Source organism: Pseudoalteromonas sp. BZA4, assembly GCF_040104395.1.
Lineage (GTDB): Bacteria > Pseudomonadota > Gammaproteobacteria > Enterobacterales > Alteromonadaceae > Pseudoalteromonas.
In genome coordinates this window covers 106,853-127,366 of record NZ_JBECOT010000004.1, presented here as the reverse complement: position 1 = coordinate 127,366, position 20,514 = coordinate 106,853, and the positions used below count along the sequence as shown (strand labels likewise).

The 20,514-nt window shown below is 41.5% G+C and carries 16 protein-coding genes; 14 read left to right on the top strand and 2 right to left on the bottom strand.

All coding sequences use genetic code 11. The features are described from left to right. Window positions 1-21: 21 nt before the first annotated feature. Window positions 22-672: a response regulator transcription factor gene (locus ABMY41_RS03360; RefSeq protein WP_054551155.1), complete on the top strand. Its 651-nt coding sequence runs from the start codon at window positions 22-24 to the stop codon at window positions 670-672. Between the two features lie 52 nt (window positions 673-724). Here the strand turns inward: ABMY41_RS03360 and purU are convergent, their stop codons facing one another. Then, window positions 725-1,555: a formyltetrahydrofolate deformylase gene (gene purU, locus ABMY41_RS03355; RefSeq protein ID WP_055021009.1), complete on the bottom strand. Its 831-nt coding sequence runs from the start codon at window positions 1,553-1,555 to the stop codon at window positions 725-727. Window positions 1,556-1,895: 340 nt separating this feature from the next. Here purU and ABMY41_RS03350 point away from each other — a divergent pair, with 340 nt between their 5' ends. From ABMY41_RS03350 to ABMY41_RS03340, 3 genes are all read left to right on the top strand, one after another. Then, a complete protein-coding gene (locus ABMY41_RS03350; protein WP_289097822.1) occupies window positions 1,896-2,330 on the top strand; it encodes a hypothetical protein in 435 nt (144 codons plus the stop codon). Continuing rightward, window positions 2,327-2,704, top strand: a complete 378-nt coding sequence (locus ABMY41_RS03345; protein ID WP_289097818.1) for a hypothetical protein — start codon at window positions 2,327-2,329, stop codon at window positions 2,702-2,704. The genes ABMY41_RS03350 and ABMY41_RS03345 overlap by 4 nt, the downstream gene beginning before the upstream one ends. Window positions 2,705-2,810: 106 nt before the next feature. Continuing rightward, a complete protein-coding gene (locus tag ABMY41_RS03340) occupies window positions 2,811-5,414 on the top strand; it encodes a DUF2339 domain-containing protein (RefSeq protein ID WP_349274135.1) in 2,604 nt (867 codons plus the stop codon). 36 nt (window positions 5,415-5,450) lie between these two features. Here the strand turns inward: ABMY41_RS03340 and ABMY41_RS03335 are convergent, their stop codons facing one another. Then, window positions 5,451-8,891, bottom strand: coding sequence for a PAS-domain containing protein (locus tag ABMY41_RS03335; RefSeq protein WP_175078415.1), 3,441 nt, complete (start codon window positions 8,889-8,891; stop codon window positions 5,451-5,453). A 387-nt stretch (window positions 8,892-9,278) separates the two neighbouring features. On the opposite strand from ABMY41_RS03335, the gene ABMY41_RS03330 reads away from it, so the two are divergent. The 10 genes from ABMY41_RS03330 (at window position 9,279) to phoB (ending at window position 20,459) form a co-directional block, all read left to right on the top strand. Continuing rightward, a complete protein-coding gene (locus tag ABMY41_RS03330; protein WP_054551160.1) occupies window positions 9,279-9,542 on the top strand; it encodes a DUF4212 domain-containing protein in 264 nt (87 codons plus the stop codon). Between the two features lie 10 nt (window positions 9,543-9,552). Next, the gene (locus tag ABMY41_RS03325) at window positions 9,553-11,277 is read left to right on the top strand and encodes a sodium:solute symporter family protein (protein ID WP_251600946.1); all 1,725 of its coding nucleotides are present in this window, start codon (window positions 9,553-9,555) and stop codon (window positions 11,275-11,277) included. 119 nt (window positions 11,278-11,396) lie between these two features. Then, entirely contained in the window at window positions 11,397-13,235 is a 1,839-nt protein-coding gene (locus ABMY41_RS03320; protein ID WP_349274134.1) for a DUF294 nucleotidyltransferase-like domain-containing protein, read from the top strand. Window positions 13,236-13,243: 8 nt separating this feature from the next. Then, window positions 13,244-13,867: a 3'-5' exonuclease gene (locus ABMY41_RS03315; protein WP_349274133.1), complete on the top strand. Its 624-nt coding sequence runs from the start codon at window positions 13,244-13,246 to the stop codon at window positions 13,865-13,867. Beyond that, window positions 13,864-14,325, top strand: a complete 462-nt coding sequence (locus tag ABMY41_RS03310) for an isoprenylcysteine carboxylmethyltransferase family protein (RefSeq protein WP_252949012.1) — start codon at window positions 13,864-13,866, stop codon at window positions 14,323-14,325. Before ABMY41_RS03315 ends, ABMY41_RS03310 begins: the two co-directional genes overlap by 4 nt. A 451-nt stretch (window positions 14,326-14,776) precedes the next feature. Then, window positions 14,777-15,793, top strand: a complete 1,017-nt coding sequence (gene epd / locus ABMY41_RS03305; protein WP_054551164.1) for an erythrose-4-phosphate dehydrogenase — start codon at window positions 14,777-14,779, stop codon at window positions 15,791-15,793. Between the two features lie 42 nt (window positions 15,794-15,835). Beyond that, window positions 15,836-17,011, top strand: coding sequence for a phosphoglycerate kinase (locus ABMY41_RS03300; RefSeq protein WP_349274132.1), 1,176 nt, complete (start codon window positions 15,836-15,838; stop codon window positions 17,009-17,011). Between the two features lie 197 nt (window positions 17,012-17,208). After that, window positions 17,209-18,273 carry a class II fructose-bisphosphate aldolase gene (gene fba / locus ABMY41_RS03295; protein WP_252949010.1) on the top strand — a complete coding sequence of 355 codons (1,065 nt, stop codon included), beginning with the start codon at window positions 17,209-17,211 and terminating at the stop codon, window positions 18,271-18,273. A gap of 399 nt (window positions 18,274-18,672) precedes the next feature. After that, window positions 18,673-19,623 carry a porin gene (locus ABMY41_RS03290; protein WP_287243528.1) on the top strand — a complete coding sequence of 317 codons (951 nt, stop codon included), beginning with the start codon at window positions 18,673-18,675 and terminating at the stop codon, window positions 19,621-19,623. Window positions 19,624-19,769: 146 nt separating this feature from the next. Beyond that, a complete protein-coding gene (gene phoB, locus ABMY41_RS03285) occupies window positions 19,770-20,459 on the top strand; it encodes a phosphate regulon transcriptional regulator PhoB (RefSeq protein WP_054551169.1) in 690 nt (229 codons plus the stop codon). Window positions 20,460-20,514: the final 55 nt, after the last annotated feature.

The window sequence follows — 20,514 nt, the reverse complement described above, 5'->3', positions numbered from 1 at the left end:
CGAATTTATTAGGAGTGAACCATGAGTCAGTTTTTAATAGCGGACGATCATCCGTTATTTCGTGAAGCGCTGAAAGGGGCATTGAGTGCTAAGTTCGCTGATTTAGAAGTGTTTGAATCGGAAAACTTTGATACCACCTTGCAGGTGCTGAGCGAACAAGAAGATCTTGATATCTTACTACTAGACCTTCACATGCCAGGCAATGGCGATTTATACGGCCTTATTCGCATTCGCGAAGACTATCCAAGCTTACCAATAGCTGTTGTTTCTGGCAGCGAAGACATCAATGTAGTTTCTAAAGTAATGGGTTATGGTGCGATGGGATTTATTCCTAAATCATCTTCATCAGATGATATTGCGCTGGCAATTAACCACATTCTTGAAGGCGATGTTTGGCTTCCACTTGAACTCAAAGATAAAGTGGCTGCCGTAGATGGCGAAGACAAGGAAATTGCAGCGCAAGTGGCTTCACTGACGCCGCAGCAATACAAGGTGTTGCAATACTTGCACGAAGGCTTGCTAAACAAACAGATTGCTTACGAGTTACATATTTCTGAAGCAACAGTCAAAGCACACATTACAGCAATTTTTAGAAAGCTAGGTGTGTATAACCGTACTCAAGCGGTATTAATTGCCTCTAAGTTACAATTAGAGCCTATTGAGTCGGCATAACAAACGATAATAAAAACAATAAAGAGGCCACTCAGCCTCTTCATTTTATTGCCTAAGCGAACACCACGGTTCGATTTCCATTGATAAACAGTTTATGTTCAGATGCGAGTTGCAACGCTTTGCAGAACACTGTTTTCTCTACATCTTTACCCATTTTTGCCATCATCTCTGCGGTATCAGCATGACTGACATGCGTCACATCTTGTAAAATAATTGGCCCTTCATCGAGCTCATTATTAACAAAGTGAGCGGTCGCACCAATAATTTTTACACCGCGCTCAAATGCCTGATGGTAAGGCTTCGCACCAATAAAGGCAGGCAAAAATGAATGGTGAATATTAATAATCTTACCTTCAAAGCGCGCCACAAATTCAGGGCTTAAAATACGCATATATTTAGCAAGGCCGATGATATCAGGCTGATAGCTGGCTATTAAATCACCGACTTGTTGATCATGCTCTGCACGGCTTAAACCTTCGTGCGATACCACATGAAATGGTACACCAAAGCCTGCAGCCAGTGGCGCTAAGTCGGCGTAGTTGGCAATCACTGCCAGTACTTCGATGTTTAAGGCTTTTTCGAATTGCTTTAGTAATACCCCACCTAAACAGTGCGCTTCTTTAGTTGCAAGCAATACCACTTTCGTTTTTTCGCTGCTGTGCAGGGCAAGCTCTGCGCCATCAGGAAGTAGCTCAGCAAGGCTAGGTAAAAAGTCATCTGAAATAACGCCGCTTAACTCTGTACGCATAAAAAAGCGTTTAGCGTCTTTATCTACAAATTCGTTATTACGTGTAATGTTTAAATTATGCTGATGACAAAGGCCGGTGATCTTGGCAATTAGACCAACATCATCATCGCATTGTGTGGTTAAAATCGTGTTCATAGTCCTCATTCTAATCCCGTTTGTGTGAACACCATTATTTGCTAATTTTTTTGTGCTGCATAGCGCAAATTTAACTATCTAATAATTTATCTGATTTGATTGCATAAGCGCCTAAAATGTAATCATTATTTACTTTTCGTGTAAAAGTAAGCTGCTTTCACTATAAATGTGATTTTCTGTCCATAATTATGATTAACTAAGTGCTTTTCTACATCATTTTCTACACTTTTTAACCTTATCGTAAGTAACTGTAATTGAAGGTAATAGTTTGTAAAACATAGAATTTTTTCGCACTATTCGAGTCAGAATGGGGTATTACAAACAATAAGGAAAAAATTCCATGAAAAGCACTCTGCTTAAAACAATTGTTGCCTCAAGTTTGCTTTCGGTACTGGCTGCCTGTTCAAGCGATGACAGCAGCAGTAGCAACAGTGGCTATGTGCAACTGTACAATGGCTCTTACAACAGCCCATACACACGTTTATTTGTTGATGACACTGAACGTTCGGGCGCAGATTTTGGTGATGTATCAACTCGTCATAACTACAGTTCGGGGGAGTATGAACTCAGTTTTGAATATGTTGATGCCAATGATAGCTATATCACCATCGATGAAGAAACCATCAAAATTAAAAATGATCAAACTCAGTTGCTAGTAATGAATGGTGATTTTGCTGAACCAATTTTTACTGAGCTCAGTGTGCCGACGTCAAGCGATGAAGATGAATTCAATGTTGGCTTTTCTACAATGACAAAGATTACGGGCCTCGTATGATGACCATTGAAGAAAACCTAACTCCAAGCAGCTACAGCCACGCAGTTACTGTGGTTAACTTAATTGATAGTTATGCAGGGCAAGAGATTGACGAAGTTGATGTGTACTTCACCCTCAATGGTGAAACGGTTGAAGATACTAGCAATGTTGTAGAAGGGTTAGATCAATACGACCAACAAGAGCAGGTGGTTGATAACGAAGTTTATACAACTTATGTGGTGTTTGAAGATAACGGTCAACAGATTGTGTTATTACAACAAAGCGATATGGATTTTACTGAAGAAGGTAACTATATCTTGGTGATTGAACACGATGAAACCACAGACTCAGGTTTTAAAATGACCTTAGAGCGTACGGTGACTGAACAGTCTTAACCGGCTAAAACGCAATATCGTTGTTTATTTACTCTTGCTAAGTGTTTATTGTATAAACAATTAAGGCTTTTTGCTTTTTTGTTTAAAGCGTACACAAGGAGAGGATATGGACGGCGGTATTGCGTTACTAATATTACTAGCACTAGTTGTTGTAGGTGGCTCAATTGCGGGTATTTTTGCCTTTTTTCAACTCTCTAGTTTAAAGCGAGAGGTAGCTGCTCTTCGAGTCAAACTTAACGCGACATATACCCAACATCCACAAACAAATACTGCAAACCAGTTTGATAATTCAAACGAAGATCTGACTGACACAGCAAAATTTGAACCAGAGCCTGTAATCATTAGTAAGCCGATTGAGGCTATCCCTAAAAAGCCCGAGCAAACAAAACCCAAGCCTGCGACTTTAAATCCGCTAGTAAGCCAACTCGTTACACAAATCAAAGCCAATTGGTTAACTTGGGTAGGAGCGGTTGCACTTGCCTTTGGCGGTATCTTTTTAGCCCGCTATTCACTGGAGGCAGGGTTATTATCTGAAACCATGCGACTCACGCTTGGCGCTATTTTTGGTTTGAGCTTAATTGTTGCGGCTGAGGTTTTACATCGTAAAGGTATTATCTTTGATGGGTTTAGCAACTATATTCCCGCGGCGCTGGCAAGTGGCGGCTTTATTAGTTGTTTTGCATTGACTTTGCTGGCCTACAGCCATTATGGCTTACTGCAAGCTTTACCTGCATTTAGCATTTTAACCTTAGTTTCTGTAGCAGCAAGCTGGATGGCTCTACGTTTTGGTCCTGTGCTAGCAGTCATTGGCATTATTGGCGCCTACAGCGTGCCGGTTTGGGTTAATACCGGGAGCAATGACTTTATAGCACTGCTAACTTATGTTGCGTTTGTTAGTGTATCGGCTTCGCTAGTCGCGCATTACGTAAAACGGCATTGGTTGTGGTATCTGTTATGGACGGGTCATTTAGGCTGGTATTACCTAGTTGCAATGAGTGCAGCTAAAAACCTGCATTGGTTTATTAATCTTTATGCTCTATTTAGCATCGTATTGTTAATTGCGATTCCGCGCCTAGGGCTGAGTATTAAACAAATAGAATACCGTCCACATCGCTTTAAAACACTACTTAAGCAACTGCCCGACAACCCTCTGTTGATAGCTGTTGTCGTGCCACTTTATCTTTTACTCATGAGCAGTAACCAACTGCTTACTTGGCAGCTTAGTATGTTGTCGTTAGTGGCTTTACTGCTTCTTTTGGTATTAAAAAACAGTGCATGGGATCACTGGCTGATACTAGCTGTTGTGAGTGTAATGTGTTTGCTCACAGGGCAATACAATGCTGTTGATTACTCTGAGCAACTTTTTGTATTTCGGCAAAATTACGGAGCAGGGCTGTTTTTTATTGCTTTGTTTGCGGGTTATGGGTTTTTGTTTGGTCGTAAATACCCCAAACGCTTAGGTTTTGCTCTAACCGCTTCACTTTCAAGTTTTGTGATTATTAGTTGCTTATATGTCATCACTCCCGATCATGCCTTGATGACGGCGTATCCGGTTTGGTGCTTTGTATTACTGGCACTGTCTGCTGGGTTATTTAAGTTATCACTTAATAGCACAAATCCAATGCGGGTATTTATTTACTGGCTTGGCGGTAATGCCAATATTAGCTTAGCGCTAACCATGCTCCTTGAAGGCAGCAGCTTGACCTTAGCGCTTGCTGTGCAGGTGTTGTTGATCAGTTTTTATGTCAATAAACAGTCACTCAGCATACCTACTTGGCCGCTTAAGGGCTTAGTTGGCGCTTTACTAGTTAGGTTAAGCTTTGCACCTTGGTCAGCTGATTACAGTGGTGCGTTGCTGCTCGGTGTGCACTGGAGTTTGGTTGTATACCCAGTATGCGCTTGCTTATTTTACTTTGCAGCGAGGCACTGGCAGCAGCAATCTGTTCGGGTGTGGCTAGAAGGTGCAACGCTTCATTGTATTGCTTTATTTATTACCACAGAGACGAGCTATCAGTTGGTGGGGCACTACCCAGACTTTGAGAACTTGTCTGTGTATGAGCATATTTTATTAACCTGTAACTGGGGTATATTAGGTTGTGTTTATTTACTGCGTTCACGCTTTACTGCGCAATTGGCAAAACTCTATCAAGTAGCAGGTTTTGCGTTATTAACACTGAGTGGCTTACTAATACAGAAAAGCTTTACTGCTGTAAATCCGTTTTTTGAGCCGATAAATATAGGCAGTTGGCCGATTATTAACTGGTTACTATTACTTTGGTTAGTCCCCGCCTGTATTGCAATTTGGGCAAGCCAACTGACTCAATCTCAGCACTATTTACAAAAGCTGTTTACAGCACTTGCAGGTGTGATGAGTGTTTTATATATCAATGCGGAAATTCGCCATAACTGGCAAGGTGAGTTTATAAATATTGCTTTGCCAACCTCAGATGCCGAGCTTTACAGTTATTCTTTAGTTTGGCTTGTTATCGGTGCCTTGGTGGTTGTGGTGGGGCAGTTAAGAACCATTACGGTATTACAAAAGCTCGGCCTTGGCTTATTGGCGCTGGTGGTGTTAAAAGTGTTCTTGATTGATATGGCAAACTTAACCGGGTTGCTGCGGGCTATTTCGTTTATCGGCTTAGGCTTGTCGTTAGTGGCGCTTAGTTGGTTGTTCCAAAAATTTAAGGCAAAGCCTACTGCTTTGCCTTAAATCGGTGTTGTTAAATACGTTGGTTAAGCACTATTGTTAAGTACTGTGATTAAGCAGTGCTTTGAGTTTTGCAGGCTTAACGGGTTTACTAAGGTAATGAATTTGTTCTTCTTTGGTTTGCTGTTTTAGGGCTTCATCACGCACCGCTGTGATTAAAATGGCAGGCACTGGACTTTGCCAAATTTCTCTTAGGGTTTTAATAAGGGTTATGCCATCGCAATCATGACCCAGCTGGTAATCCATTAAGATCACATCGGGCGCTCGGTGCTCTTTGGCATAGGCCATCACGGTTTCAACTTGATCAAAGAGCTGATAATTTGCCTGCCACTTTTGCAATAGGCTTGCCATGGCATTAAGGTTTTCAGGGTCATCATCCACTGCAATAATGTTCATCGCACTGCGGTTCTCAACCCCTTTTTTAGGCGTATCTTTTTGTTGAATAAATTGGCTTTCACCATAAGGTACTTCAATACTAAAGCGGCTACCTTTGCCAGGCGTTGAACTGACATCTAAACGTAAAGAGAGTAAGTCGGCCATTCGTTTTACAACACCTAAGCCAAGGCCAACCCCTTTGTTATCTCCCGCTTCAATACGGTAAAAGTCATTGAAGATTTTCGCTTGCTCTACTTCTGTAATGCCGGGGCCTGTGTCCCATACTTCAATCCGTAAATGATGTTTTCGTTTGCGACAAGCAATTAAAACTCGGCCACTATCGGTGTATTTAACCGCATTTGACACCAAGTTTTGAATAATTCGTCGTAAATAAGTGATATCACTGTGAACGATAACTCCCTTTGAACGTACCGTCAGTTTTAAGCCTTTTTCGCTCGACATAATGGCGTATTCATTTTTCAGCGGAGCAAGTATATCATCAATACTAAAGTGACGCGGAGTAGGGGTCATTGCTCCTTGTTCGAGCTTGGCAATTTCTAACAGCGCCGACATCAAATGCACCGTTGAATCTAAGCTTGCACCCAGCTTTTCAAAGTTATTTAAGTTGTTGCTCGAAAGGGTTTTATCATCAATAGCTGCAAGATATAGGCGCGCCGCATTCAGCGGTTGTAAAATATCGTGGCTAGCCAAGGCTAAAAATCGCGTTTTACTGTCATTAGCTTGCTCAGCCTCTTTTTTGGCTAAAGTAAGTGCTTGCTCAGTTTGTACTCGGCTATCGATTTGTGCTTGTAAATCTTTATTGATAGTACGGATTTCTTGAGTACGCGCTTCAATACGGTTTTCAAGATCCATATTTACTTCTTCAAGCGCATTTTGCGTTTCGATATGCGTGGTAATATCAGAGAAACTTGTCACAAAGCCGCCATCAGGCAGTGGGTTACCAATCATTTCGAACACTTGGCCATTACGGCGGTGACGAATAAAGTGATGGGGCGTGCCGTTTTTAAGATGCTGCACGCGCTTTTCTACATGGCGTTCAACTTCACCGGGGCCACATTCACCGCGCTCGGCATTGTATCTAAGCACATCTTCAATTGGTTGGCCTACTTCGAGAAAGTCATCTGGGTAAGCAAACATTTCTGCGTAGCGCTTATTCCACGCCACTAAATTAAGTTCTTTATCAACAACCGAAATACCATGGCTGAGGTTTTCGAGAGAGGTAAATAATAAGTTTTGATTAAATTGCAGGGCTTGTGTGGTTTCATCAAAAAAGTTAACCACTTCTTCAAAGGCCATACGTTTACCAGAAGCAACCGTGTGGATCAGCGCTTGTGCTGAAGAGGCGCCAAGTACACCGGTTAAGGCGCGCTCACAATAAGCAATAAACTCAGGTTCTGGGTGCGCGTTGTTGTCATCTAAGTTATGCGACAACGCAAAGTGAGCCAGCACTTGCTGCGAGCGCTGCACACCTAAGAAGGTTTGTAGCAGTACTTTAAAGTCGTAAACAGTGGCTTTTACGTTTTTGTTTAAACGTCTGGCGAATACCGCTTGCTCTTTTGGATTAACAAAAGCAGCTGCTTGAATTTTATCAATTAAACGCTCATCTGCACCGAGCGAAAAACTTATGTAACAGCCAATATTGGCAAATAAGGCGATTAGGGTGCCACGAGTAATAAGTGTTTGTTGCAGCTCTGCGTTTAATGTATTGCCTGCATCTAAAATAGGCAGCATTAAGAACAAAACCCAGCAAATAAAGCCTGCTAATAACCCAGCATAAACACCATAAGCATGGCCTTTTCGCCAGTATAAGCCGCCAACAATAGCTGGGAGTAATTGCGATACCAAAGAAAAGGCCACTAAACCCATACTAGCCAGCGCTTTACCATGGCCAAACCATTGCTGGTAGAAATACGACAAAATCAAAATGCCAGCAATTGTGAAGCGTCTCACTAACAGGATTTGCGACTTATAGCTGCTAGTAATGAGGTTACGTTTAAACTTACGACGCAGCATTAACGGCAACACTACATCGTTTGAAATCATGGTACTGAGCGTGAGTGTGGCTACAACAATCATCGCCGTAGCCGCTGATAGACCGCCGATAAATACAAAGGTCGTTAAAAAGGCGTTTTCGTGCATCAGCGGTAGGGCTAATACAAAACTATCTGGTGAGAAGCCACTGCCAATGCCTGGGTGAATAGCTGCCGTTGCAATAGGGAAAATCATTGCAGCAGTTAGTAACAAATACAGGGGGAATGCCCAGCGGGCTGTATAAAGGTGGCGTTTATCTTGGTTATCGACCACAGTTACGTGGAATTGCCTTGGCAAACAGATAATCGCCGCTGCGGCCATTAATGACTGACCGATAAAGTTAAAGCTAAAAAAGTCGAAGTTCTGCCAATGTTGCCAAATTGAGCCCGTTAGCTGCTCGGTCTGCACCGTAGTTAAATTAAATAATGTGTATAAAGCAAGCCCAGCAACGGCCACCAAAGCTAATAACTTAATCATAGATTCAAAGGCGACAGCGAGCATTAGCCCTGAGCGATATTCGGTTACATCGACTTTACGAGTACCAAAGAATATCGCAAACATCGCCATAATGAGTGTTGCCGAAAGGGCCAGCACAGAGCCAGAAATACGATCGTCGTTTTGCAGCAGTAAGAAGCTGCTACTCAGTGCTTTTAATTGCAGAGCGATATACGGAATCGTCGCCAATAAAGCGATAATTGTCACCATAATGGCGGTGGTTTGCCGTTTACCATAGCGAGCTGAAATAAAGTCGGCGATGGTCGTAATATTTTGTTTTTTACTGACCAGTACTAATTTGCGTAAAAACCCTTGGCCAAAGAAAAAAAGCAACGCAGGGCCGATTAAAATAGGTAAGTAATTCCAACTGCTGGTGGCTGCTGTACCAACTGAACCGTAGTAGGTCCAAGACGTACAGTAAATCCCTAATGAAAAAGAATAAACAAATGGGTGGTGACTAATTCTTTTAGCAAGAGGAGTGGTTTTGTCTCCCCAATTTGCCAACCAAAACAACACGCCAATATAGGCGAGTGCAACAAATAAAAGCGCAGCTGTCATGTTTAAATTCAGTAATTATTGTAATAACACTACCTTACCAGAATTATGCGCGATTTCGATGGCAAGATTTTTTGTAATAATAATTATTGAAATGCAAGTTATTGAAAATTAATGAATAGTACTGTTTTATGTATCTTTATTAGACTAATGTCGCAGATCATTCGTTTTTACTATTTTCGCTATTTCGCAAATTTATCTTTATAGGTTAAGTTGTTGTTAACTATTGTTTTTTACCATCCATTAACAAATGGTGTTTTGCAGTTTACGTAAACGTAAACTAGCTGTTACGACTATGGTCTCAATTCCATAAATCAGAACCCTTGCTAACTTAGTTAATGACAACTAATACCACTCATTACTTTCTTGTAATGCATAAGGGGATAAAAAATGGCTTTTAAAGATGAAGAACAAGCAAAAGCTTATTGGGCGGAAAACCTCGCACTGCTATTTAAATTATTAGCAATTTGGTTTGTCGTGTCATTTGGCTTCGGCATTTTACTGGTAGACGTACTTAACGAGATACGTTTCTTTGGGTTTAAACTCGGCTTCTGGTTCTCCCAGCAAGGCGCTATTTACACCTTTGTTGCTTTGATTTTTGTTTACGTTTTCAAAATGAATACGTTAGATAAAAAATATGGCGTAGACGAATAGGAGCTAAGCAATGGATGTTCAAACACTCACATTTATTATCGTCGGTTTAAGCTTCGCGCTTTATATCGGCATCGCAATCTGGGCTCGTGCTGGGTCAACAAATGAGTTCTACGTTGCAGGGGGCGGTGTACCGCCGCTAGCAAATGGTATGGCAACTGCTGCTGACTGGATGAGTGCGGCATCGTTTATCTCAATGGCGGGTATTATCTCGTTTGCGGGCTATGACGGTGGTGTATATCTAATGGGTTGGACAGGTGGTTATGTACTACTTGCACTTTGTTTAGCTCCTTATCTACGTAAGTTTGGTAAGTTCACGGTGCCAGATTTCATCGGTGACCGTTATTACTCACAAGCTGCACGTGTTGTTGCAATTTTATGTGCCATCTTTATCTGTTTCACATACATCGCAGGTCAAATGCGTGGTGTGGGCGTAGTTTTCTCTCGCTTCTTAGAAGTAGATATTGAGACCGGTGTTTACATTGGTATGGTGATTGTATTCTTCTACGCTGTATTAGGCGGTATGAAGGGGATTACATATACGCAAGTCGCTCAGTACTGTGTACTAGTATTTGCTTACCTTGTTCCAGCAATCTTCATTTCAATGATGATGACAGGTCACTTCTTCCCACAAACAGGTTTTGGTGCAACGCTTAGCGATGGCTCAGGACAGTTTGTACTCGATAAATTAGATGGGCTCAGTACTGAGCTTGGCTTTGCGCAGTACACCGAAGGCTCGAAGAGCATGATTGATGTATTCGCAATCACAGGCGCGCTAATGGTTGGTACTGCAGGTTTACCGCACGTAATCGTTCGTTTCTTCACTGTTCCACGTGTTAAAGACACGCGTATCTCAGCTGCATGGACACTTGTTTTCATTGCAGTTGTTTATACAACAGCACCTGCTGTAGCGTCATTCGCTCGTGTAAACATGATTGATACAATTAACGGTAAAGATGGTAGCGGTACAGAGTACGCAGAAGCACCAGCTTGGGTTAAAAACTGGGAAAGAACAGGCCTAATCACCTTTAACGATAAAAATGGTGACGGCAAAATGTTCTACTCAGCAGGTAAGATTGATGATCCAAACAGCGCAAACGAAGTTAAAGTTGACCGCGACATCATGGTACTTGCAAACCCTGAGATTGCAGACTTACCAGCATGGGTGATTGCATTAGTAGCAGCAGGTGGTATCGCAGCAGCGCTATCAACAACAGCAGGCTTACTATTGGTGATCTCGACCTCGGTATCGCATGACTTATTAAAACGCACCTTAAAACCAGATATAAGTGACAAACAAGAGCTACTAGCAGCGCGCCTAGCTGCGATGATAGCGATTGTAATTTCAGCTTACTTTGGTATTAACCCGCCAGGGTTCGTGGCCTCGGTTGTTGCCTTTGCCTTCGGCTTAGCAGCGGCGAGCTTCTTCCCAGCCATCATTATGGGTATCTTCTCTAAGAAGATGAATAAAGAAGGTGCGATTGCTGGTATGGTGACAGGTATTACATTCACAGCGGCTTATATTATCTACTTCAAGTTCGTAAGCCCTGAATTGAATACACCTGCAAACTGGTTATTTGGTATTTCACCTGAGGGTATTGGTCTGGTTGGTATGATTGTTAACTTTGTGGTTGCAGCTATCGTACTTAAACTAACGGCTGAAACACCAGTTGAAATCCAAGAAATGGTTGAAGGTATCCGTAATCCTAAAGGTTCGAGCGCAGCACACGCGCACTAATAAAACCATTTTATAAGAACACACTCTTGAAGTTCAAAAGCCCGACTTAAGTCGGGCTTTTTATTTATTTCAAACAGGGGTAGTGTAGATATTGTCTCTATTTTATAGCGAGAATGACCATGAATACCGAGCAACAGGAAGTCGCCCAATTTGTGATGCAACAAACGCCATTTAATCAGCTTGATGGCGTTGCCAGTGAGTATTTTGTAAACCATCTCGATATTATTTATCTGACCCGTGAGAATCAAAATCAGTGGTTAAGTTCAGATAATCTCAGATTATTTTTAATTCGCTCTGGCGATTATGATTTAGTCGACCCAAAAGGCGATGTGATTACTAAGTTATCGAGTGGCGATTACTTTGGTTTTCCTTCACTGTTAACTGGCGAAGCGATTCAAAATAGCATTTCAGTGCAAAAGGAAGGCATTGTTTACATGCTAAACCAAGCGGCATTTGATTACTTACGCCGTGAGTATAAAGTGTTTGAGCAATACTTTGTTCGCGCCCACAAAAACCGTTTATTGTCTTCTCATTATAAAAGTCAAAACGATAGTTGGTCGGAGAAGAAAATTTGCGAATTGATGAATCGCAAAGCCGTCACCTTGGCGCCAGATGCAAGTATTCGTCAAACCGCTAAAAAAATGAAACAACAGGGTGTTTCGTCGATTATGCTAACTGAACATGATCGCCTCGTTGGGGTTGTCACCGACAGAGACTTGCGCAATCGCGTATTGGCCGATGAGGTTGACCCTCAAGAGTCAGTAAGTAGCATCATGACGTGTAAACCCAAGTTTATTTTTGAAAATAACCGCGTGTTTTCGGCGCTACACTTAATGCTTAAGCACAATATTCACCATTTACCTGTGCTTGATGAACATCACAAACCGCTTGGTATGCTCACCAGTACTGATTTACTGCGTCAGCAAAAAAGCGACCCAGTACAATTAATTGGGCGAATTTATAAAGCGCATAGCGTGGTTGACTTAAAACGTTATTCGCAAGAGATACCCGGTTTATTAAAAGGCTTTTCGAACAATATTGATGACATCTCCTTGATTGGTAAATTATTAAGTGGTTTAACCGATGCACTGACTTCGCGTTTGATCCGTTTATTTCAAGAAGATAATGGCGCGGCACCAACCAGCTTTAGTTTTATTTGTTTTGGTTCACAAGCAAGGGAAGAACAAACGCTGCACTCAGACCAAGATAATGGCCTGTTGCTACCTGATGATTTAACAGAAGAACAACAAGATTACTTTAAACGCATGGGCGAGTATGTCTGTGAGCATTTAATTGAGTGCGGTATAAAACGTTGCCCTGGCAATATTATGGCGAGCAATGCAGCGTGTCGAATGGGCATTAACGATTGGATAGAAAAGTTTCATAAGTGGATCACCTCACCGACACCAGAGGCGATGCTCAATTGTAAGATATTTTTTGATCTACGCTTCATTGAAGGCTCAACCATCTTATATGCGCGCTTTTGTGAGCAGCTAAAGCGCATTTCTAAAAATGACTTATTCTATGCAGCTATGGCCAGCGACATTAAAAATACGCCAGTGCCCATTGGTTTGTTTAATCAATTTAAATTAGAAACTGACGAAAAACAGCATAAGTACCTAGATTTAAAAAAACGCGGTGTGGTGATCATCAACGACATAGTACGTTTATATTCGCTTAAAGCGGGTATTCAGCGTGCTAATACGCAAGAGCGTATTGATGCGTTAATGAAATTTTCGCTACTCAATAAAGATGACTTATATAACCTAAAAGACTGTTGGCGCTTTTTAACCCAGCTTCGTTTAGGCACGCAAATTAACGAAGAGGGATTGCCTAGCAACTGTATTAACCCAAATGCGTTGAATTCATTAGAGCGACATCAATTAAAAGAAGCATTTTATTTGGTTAAACAGGCACAGCAAGCGGCCGCCTTTAAGTTTGCTCGTGGTAGTTTATAGGAGGCGTTATGGTTAAACGCTGGTTAAATCGGTATTTAGCGCGCAAGCAACTTTTGGCAGCCGATGCCTATAAAGAGCGCTACGTAGTGATAGACATGGAATTAACGGGCCTTGACCCTCGCCAGCACGAAATTGTCTCGGTGGCGTGGGTAATGATAGAAGATCAATGCATTAAGCTCAGCGGTGCGCAGCACTTAATAAATAAAGACGTGCAAAGCTTAGAACAAAGCCCGATTTACCACGGTATTGCAAAACAAGACATAGATACAGGTGAAAGCCTCGAAAGCATTCTTGGCAAGCTGCATCAGCATTTTGGTGAGTGCATTTTAGTGTTTCATAATGCGGCACTTGATTGGGGGTTTTTAAAACAGGCTTGCAGAACGCTTGGCTTAGATGCAAAAGCGCGTTTAATTCTTGATACCTTTGTTATTGAAAAAAAACGCCTGCACCAGCAAGGCCACGAAATTGGCCACGATGATTTAACACTTAGCGAATGCCGTAAACGCTACAACTTACCGCATTACAGCTCGCACCATGCCCTTACTGATGCCATGGCAACGGCCGAATTATTCTTAGCACAGTGTCATCAAATTAGTCGTGGTAAGGCATTGAAAGTAGGGGAGCTAGTGTGAATCAGTTAGAATTAAAAGTGCCCCCAGTTTTGCTGCTGCTGATCATTGCGTTGATGATGTGGGGCATAGCAGACTTGTTTACGAGTTTTAGCTTCTCGTTTTTCGCATCATCTTTTGTAGCACTACTCATTGCATTTTTAGGTGTGGTGTTTGCTTTATTAGGGGTTTATCAATTTCGTAAACAAGGTACGACCGTTGACCCTCGAATTCCAGAAAAGTCGGCGAGTCTTGTTACAAGTGGTGTTTATCAAATTAGCCGTAACCCAATGTATGTTGGTATGTTATTAATGCTAATCGGTTGGGGTATTTATCTTGGTAATGTTACGATTTTTATAATGCTGCCGGTATTTATTCTCTATATGAATCGATTTCAAATTATGCCAGAAGAAACGTTTATGGCAGAGAAGTTTGGGTCAGCATACCAGCAATACCAAAAATCTGTTCGTCGCTGGCTATAAAGGAATAAAGAGAGGCAGAAGTTGCTATGGCAATTGCATTAACTTTGCTCTCATATAAAAAAGTGAAAGGTCGATTACCAAAATTGAGCCATCTAGGGTTGTTAAAGTAGTTTTATTTACCTTGCCCTCTTATAAAAATGTGTAAGGTCGATTACCAAAACTGCGCCATCTAAAACATGCTAAGCAACTTTTATTTCACCTGACCTCTTATAATAATGTGTAAGGTCGATTACCAAAACTGCGCCATCTAATACATGCTAAGCAATTTTTATTTTTGCTGACCTCTTATAAAAACTTCAAAGGTTGATTACCAAAATTGAGCCATCTAGGGTTGTTAAAGTAGTTTTATTTACCTTGCCCTCTTATAAAAACTCTTCAGGTCGATTACAATACCGCCATCTAAAAGGCAGCTGCCTTTATCTGCAAGCAAATAGAGTGGATTTTCTTCTTCATGGCAATCAAACTTGCAATTAATGGTTTTGGTCGAATCGGGCGCAACATCGTCCGAGCTCTGTATGAATCAGGGCTTGAAGATCAAATCAAAATTGTCGCTATTAACGAATTAGCCGACCCTAAGGGCATTGCCCATCTCCTTAAATACGATACATCTCACGGCCGCTTTTCATTTCCAGTTAATCTTGGCGAAGATACTTTAACGGTTGCAAACGACTCTATAGCCTTATTTGCAGAAGAAAACCCTGCAGAACTACCTTGGCAAACTCTTGATGTTGATGTAGTTCTTGAATGTACAGGGGTGTATCACTCACGTGAACATGCAGAACTACACTTAGCTGCTGGTGCAAAAAAAGTATTGTTTTCACAGCCTGCAGATGCTGATGTTGATGCCACAATTGTGTATGGTATTAACGATGATGAGCTAAAAGCTGAACATACGATTGTTTCAAACGGTTCATGTACCACAAACTGTATTGTGCCAGTAATTAAAGTGCTGGATGACGCATTTTCGATTGAATCTGGGGCTATTACAACGATTCATGCCTCGATGCATGATCAGCAAGTGATTGATGCGTATCATCATGATTTACGTCGTACTCGCGCTGCAAGCCAGTCTATTATTCCGGTAGATACAAAGCTTGCTCGTGGTATTGAGCGTATTTTGCCTAAGTTTCATAGTCGCTTCGAAGCCATTGCTGTTAGGGTACCAACGATCAATGTGACGGCGATGGATTTAAGTGTAACAGTGAATACCGATGTGAATTTAGCGACTGTCAATCAGGCACTTAAGTTAGCTGCAAAAGACCGCCTTGACGGTATTTTAAGCTACACAGAAGAGCCATTGGTATCGGTAGATTTTAATCATGACCCACATTCTTGTATCATAGATGGCACTCAGACACGTGTTAGTCATAAACGACTGATAAAGTTGTTAGTGTGGTGCGATAATGAGTGGGGCTTTGCGAATCGTATGCTCGACACTGCGCGTGCGATGATGGCTGTAAGCCAATAATTTATAAATATAATATTAGTATCGTTAACTAAGGAGAAGTCCATGTCGGTCATTAAAATGGCAGATTTAGATTTAAACGGCAAACGCGTGTTAATTCGTGAAGATTTAAATGTGCCTGTAAAAGAAGGTAAAGTGACCTCTGATGCGCGTATTCGTGCAGCATTACCAACTATCAAATTAGCGTTAGAAAAAGGCGCTAAAGTAATGGTGATGTCACACCTTGGCCGCCCTATGGAAGGGGAATATGAAGAAGCGTTCTCACTTGCCCCTGTGGTTAATTATTTAAATGATGCCCTTGAGCAAACAGTTCGTCTTGAAAAAGACTACCTAGAAGGCGTAGACGTTGCTGATAACGAAGTGGTTGTTTTCGAAAACGTGCGTTTTAACGCTGGCGAAAAGAAAAACGACGAAGCACTGTCTAAAAAACTAGCTGCATTATGTGATGTTTACGTAATGGACGCATTTGGTACGGCTCACCGAGCACAAGCATCGACTCACGGTGTAGGTTTATTTGCTGATGTTGCATGTGCAGGTCCACTACTTGCGGCAGAGCTAGACGCACTAGGTAAAGCGCTTGATAACCCAGCTCGTCCTTTGGTTGCTATCGTTGGTGGCTCTAAAGTATCGACTAAGTTAACTGTACTTGATTCACTTTCTAAAGTGGTTGATCAACTTGTAACGGGTGGTGGTATCGCTAATACCTTCATCGCAGCGGCAGGTCACCCAGTAGGTAAATCTTTATTTGAAGCTGATTTAATTGATGAAGCAAACAAATTAAGTGCTGCGGCAAAAGCTAATAACGGTGAAATCCCGGTACCAACTGATGTTGTTGTAGGTAATGAGTTCTCAGAATCTGCAGTGGCAACATTAAAAGATGTGAATGAAGTAACAGACGAAGACATGATCTTCGATATTGGTCCTGATACAGCAAACCAATTAGCAAAAATCATTGCTAATGCGGGCACTGTTGTATGGAATGGTCCAGTTGGTGTATTTGAATTTGACCAATTTGGTAATGGCACACGTGCTATTGCTGATGCGATTGCTAACTCAAGTGCATTCTCGATTGCTGGTGGCGGTGATACGCTTGCAGCGATTGATAAATACGGCATTGCCGATAAAGTTTCTTACATTTCAACCGGTGGTGGTGCTTTCCTTGAATTTTTAGAAGGGAAAAAATTACCAGCAGTTGCTATGCTTGAAGAACGTGCTAAGTAATTAGTGCGTATGCCAGCGTAGTTATTAGGTAATTACGCTGGTTTAGCTGTTAATAAAATACCTCTCACCCTCGTTTTATTTACAGCTGTTACGGTAGGCGCGAGCTTTTCGTGATGCAGTGATGCATCAAAAAAATAACTTATCCGTTCAAACTAGATAGTAGGAAACTACTGTCGATACAATTTGGAGAATACCAAATGGCTTTAATCAGTATGCGACAACTTCTTGATCATGCAGCTGAAAATGGTTACGGCGTACCTGCGTTTAACGTTAATAACCAAGAGCAAATGCGTGCAATTATGGAAGCGGCTGACAAAACAAACAGCCCGGTAATTGTACAAGGTTCAGCAGGCGCACGTGCCTATGCTGGTGCCCCTTTTATTCGTCATATGATTTTAGCAGCCGTTGAAGAATGGCCTCATATCCCAGTTGTAATGCACCAAGACCACGGTACTTCACCAGGTGTATGTCAGCGCTCAATCCAGTTAGGCTTTTCATCAGTAATGATGGATGGCTCATTAATGTCTGATGGTAAAACTCCTTCAAGCTACGAATACAATGTTGATGTAACTCGTCAAACCGTTGAAATGGCTCATGCTTGTGGTGTGTCTGTTGAAGGCGAGTTAGGTGTTTTAGGTTCACTGGAAACAGGTGAAGCAGGTGAAGAAGACGGCGTGGGTGCAGAAGGTAAACTGTCTACTGATCAAATGCTAACAGATCCTGAAGAAGCCGCTGATTTCGTTAGTAAAACTAAGGTTGATGCACTTGCTATTGCTTGTGGTACATCACATGGTGCGTACAAGTTCACTCGTCCACCAACAGACGATATCTTAGCGATTGATCGCATTAAAGAAATCCACGCGCGTATTCCTAACACACACTTAGTAATGCATGGTTCTTCTTCTGTTCCACAAGAGTGGTTAGAAGTGATTAACCAATACGGTGGCGAAATTCCTGAAACGTATGGCGTGCCAGTAGAGCAGATCATCGAAGGTATTAAGCACGGTGTTCGTAAAGTTAATATCGATACCGATCTTCGTTTAGCATCAACAGGTGCAATTCGTCGTCACTTAGCTTTAAACCCAGCTAACTTTGATCCACGTAAATACTTAGCTGAAGCAACGAAAGCAATGACAGAGATCTGTGTTGCTCGCTACGAAGCATTTGGTACGGCAGGTCAAGCTGGTAAGATCAAGCCTATCTCTTTAGATGATATGCATCTAAAATACTTATCAGGTGAACTTGATCCACAAATCAAGTAATTGATAGTAAAGTGAAAAAGCCGGCTTTATGCCGGTTTTTTTATGATTCGATCAAGGCGGATCAGCGATATACTTACTCGTGTTTTTCAGGATCACTGTTTTACTAACCTTCGCTTTCACGGATCATTATTTTACTAGTTGTATACTGATCACAGGCTTTTCTTTGCTCATCTTTTAAACGAAATGCTGAGCGCCTTAACATTAAATCAACAAGTTATCTTATTCTCTAAGTAAAAAACTGATCTGAAGTTGATCTTCTTAGTAAAAATCTGATCCTGATCTGATTAAGTTGGTAGATCAGTGATCCGTGATTTTTATGTGAAATATCTCCTCCTCGCCTTGACCAAAAGCCCTTTATGTTCGATTTTTAAGTTATTGCTTAAATTGAGGATCGCTACCATGAATAAACCTGCCATGATGTTGTCGAGCTTTGCAATGTGCATTATTTCTTTTCATAGTGCTGCCGAAGCTGTAGATGTGTATGGTCGGGCCCATTTAGGGGTTGCTAATAGCGACACTGGCGATGGCAGTGAAACTTCTATTGAGAGCTATAACTCACGTATGGGGATCAAAGGCAGCGGTGAAATAAGCGATGGGTTAAAAGCCGTATATAAGTTTGAATTTGCAGTAAATGCGGCGGATCAAGATAGCGATGGTAAAACAGAAGAGAATATTACCGCGCGTAATCAATATGTTGGTCTACAAGGCAGCTATGGGCAGGTAGTGCTTGGTCGTCACGATACCGCGTTAAAAGTATCGCAGGGTAAAATTGATTTAATGAACGACTTTAATGGTGATGTTAAAGCCTTATTTAATGGTGAAAATCGCCTTGGTGATGTAGTTCATTACAGTTCGCCAATTGTTGGCAATATGCAATTTGTGGTCACCTATATTGCTGAAGATAACTCCAAACAAGATGAAGAAACCGGTGTCTCTGCGGCATTTATGTATGGTGATAGTAAATTTAAAAAAGCGCCTTACTTTGTAAGTGTTGCCCACGACAGTAAAGTAGCCGGTTATGATACAACACGGTTTACGGCGCAAGGCAAATTAGGCGATTTAACCTTAGGCGGTATGTATCAACAAAGCGAAAAAGTCACCGGTTCTGACAAAGAAGATGGCTTTTTAGTGAGCGCATCTTACAAAATAGATAAATATAAGTTGCTGGCGCAATATCAAGATACTGATGGCAGCTTTGGTAAATTGAAAGATTCGGGTAGCGGTACTTCTGTTGGTGTTGAACGAAGCCTGTCAAAACAAGCACGTATGTACATGTGGTATACGCAATTTTCACTAGATAATAATGCTGATGAAGATCATCTTGCAGTCACTTTAAGGTATGACTTTTAATCCGAAATTTACTATTTAAGCGTAAAAAATGGCTATTTTTGCATTGATTTTTTTGCGCTTTTTCAATTACTCGTTAGACTTTCATAAAAATGTCATACTTAGTCATAATAATGAAACCAGTTCGCTAACGAAAGAGATAAATTGGAATGTCACGTAAAGTACTAGTCGTCGATGACGAAGCGCCTATCAGAGAGATGCTGGTTTTTGTTTTAGAGCAAAATGGTTTTCAAGCAATTGAAGCAGAAGATTATGACTCTGCGATTGAAGCTATGGTTGAACCATACCCAGATATGGTTTTATTAGATTGGATGTTACCTGGTGGTAGCGGTATTCAAATTGCTAAGAAATTTAAGCAAAACGAATATACTCGTCAGATACCTATCATTATGCTGACTGCTCGCGGTGAAGAAGAAGACAAAGTACGCGGCCTTGAAGTAGGTGCTGATGATTATGTAACCAAACCATTTTCTCCTAAAGAATTAATGGCGCGCATTAAAGCGGTTATTCGCCGTGTTTCACCAACCTCATTAGAAGAAGCCATTGAAGTTCATGGCTTACGCCTTGACCCAATCTCACACCGTGTAACATCAGAAGGTAGTGAATTAGATATGGGGCCTACTGAATTTAGATTACTACATTTCTTCATGACGCATCCTGAACGTGTTTACAGCCGTGAACAATTACTTGATCATGTATGGGGAACAAATGTATATGTAGAAGACCGTACTGTTGATGTACATATTCGTCGTCTACGTAAAGCGATTGCACCATTAGGGCATGACCGTTTAGTGCAAACCGTTCGCGGTGCAGGCTACCGTTTTTCAAGTAAATTATAAGTGTCATTGCAATGACCTTAACAAGCTAATTTACATACTTAAGGTAAAGTGAGTG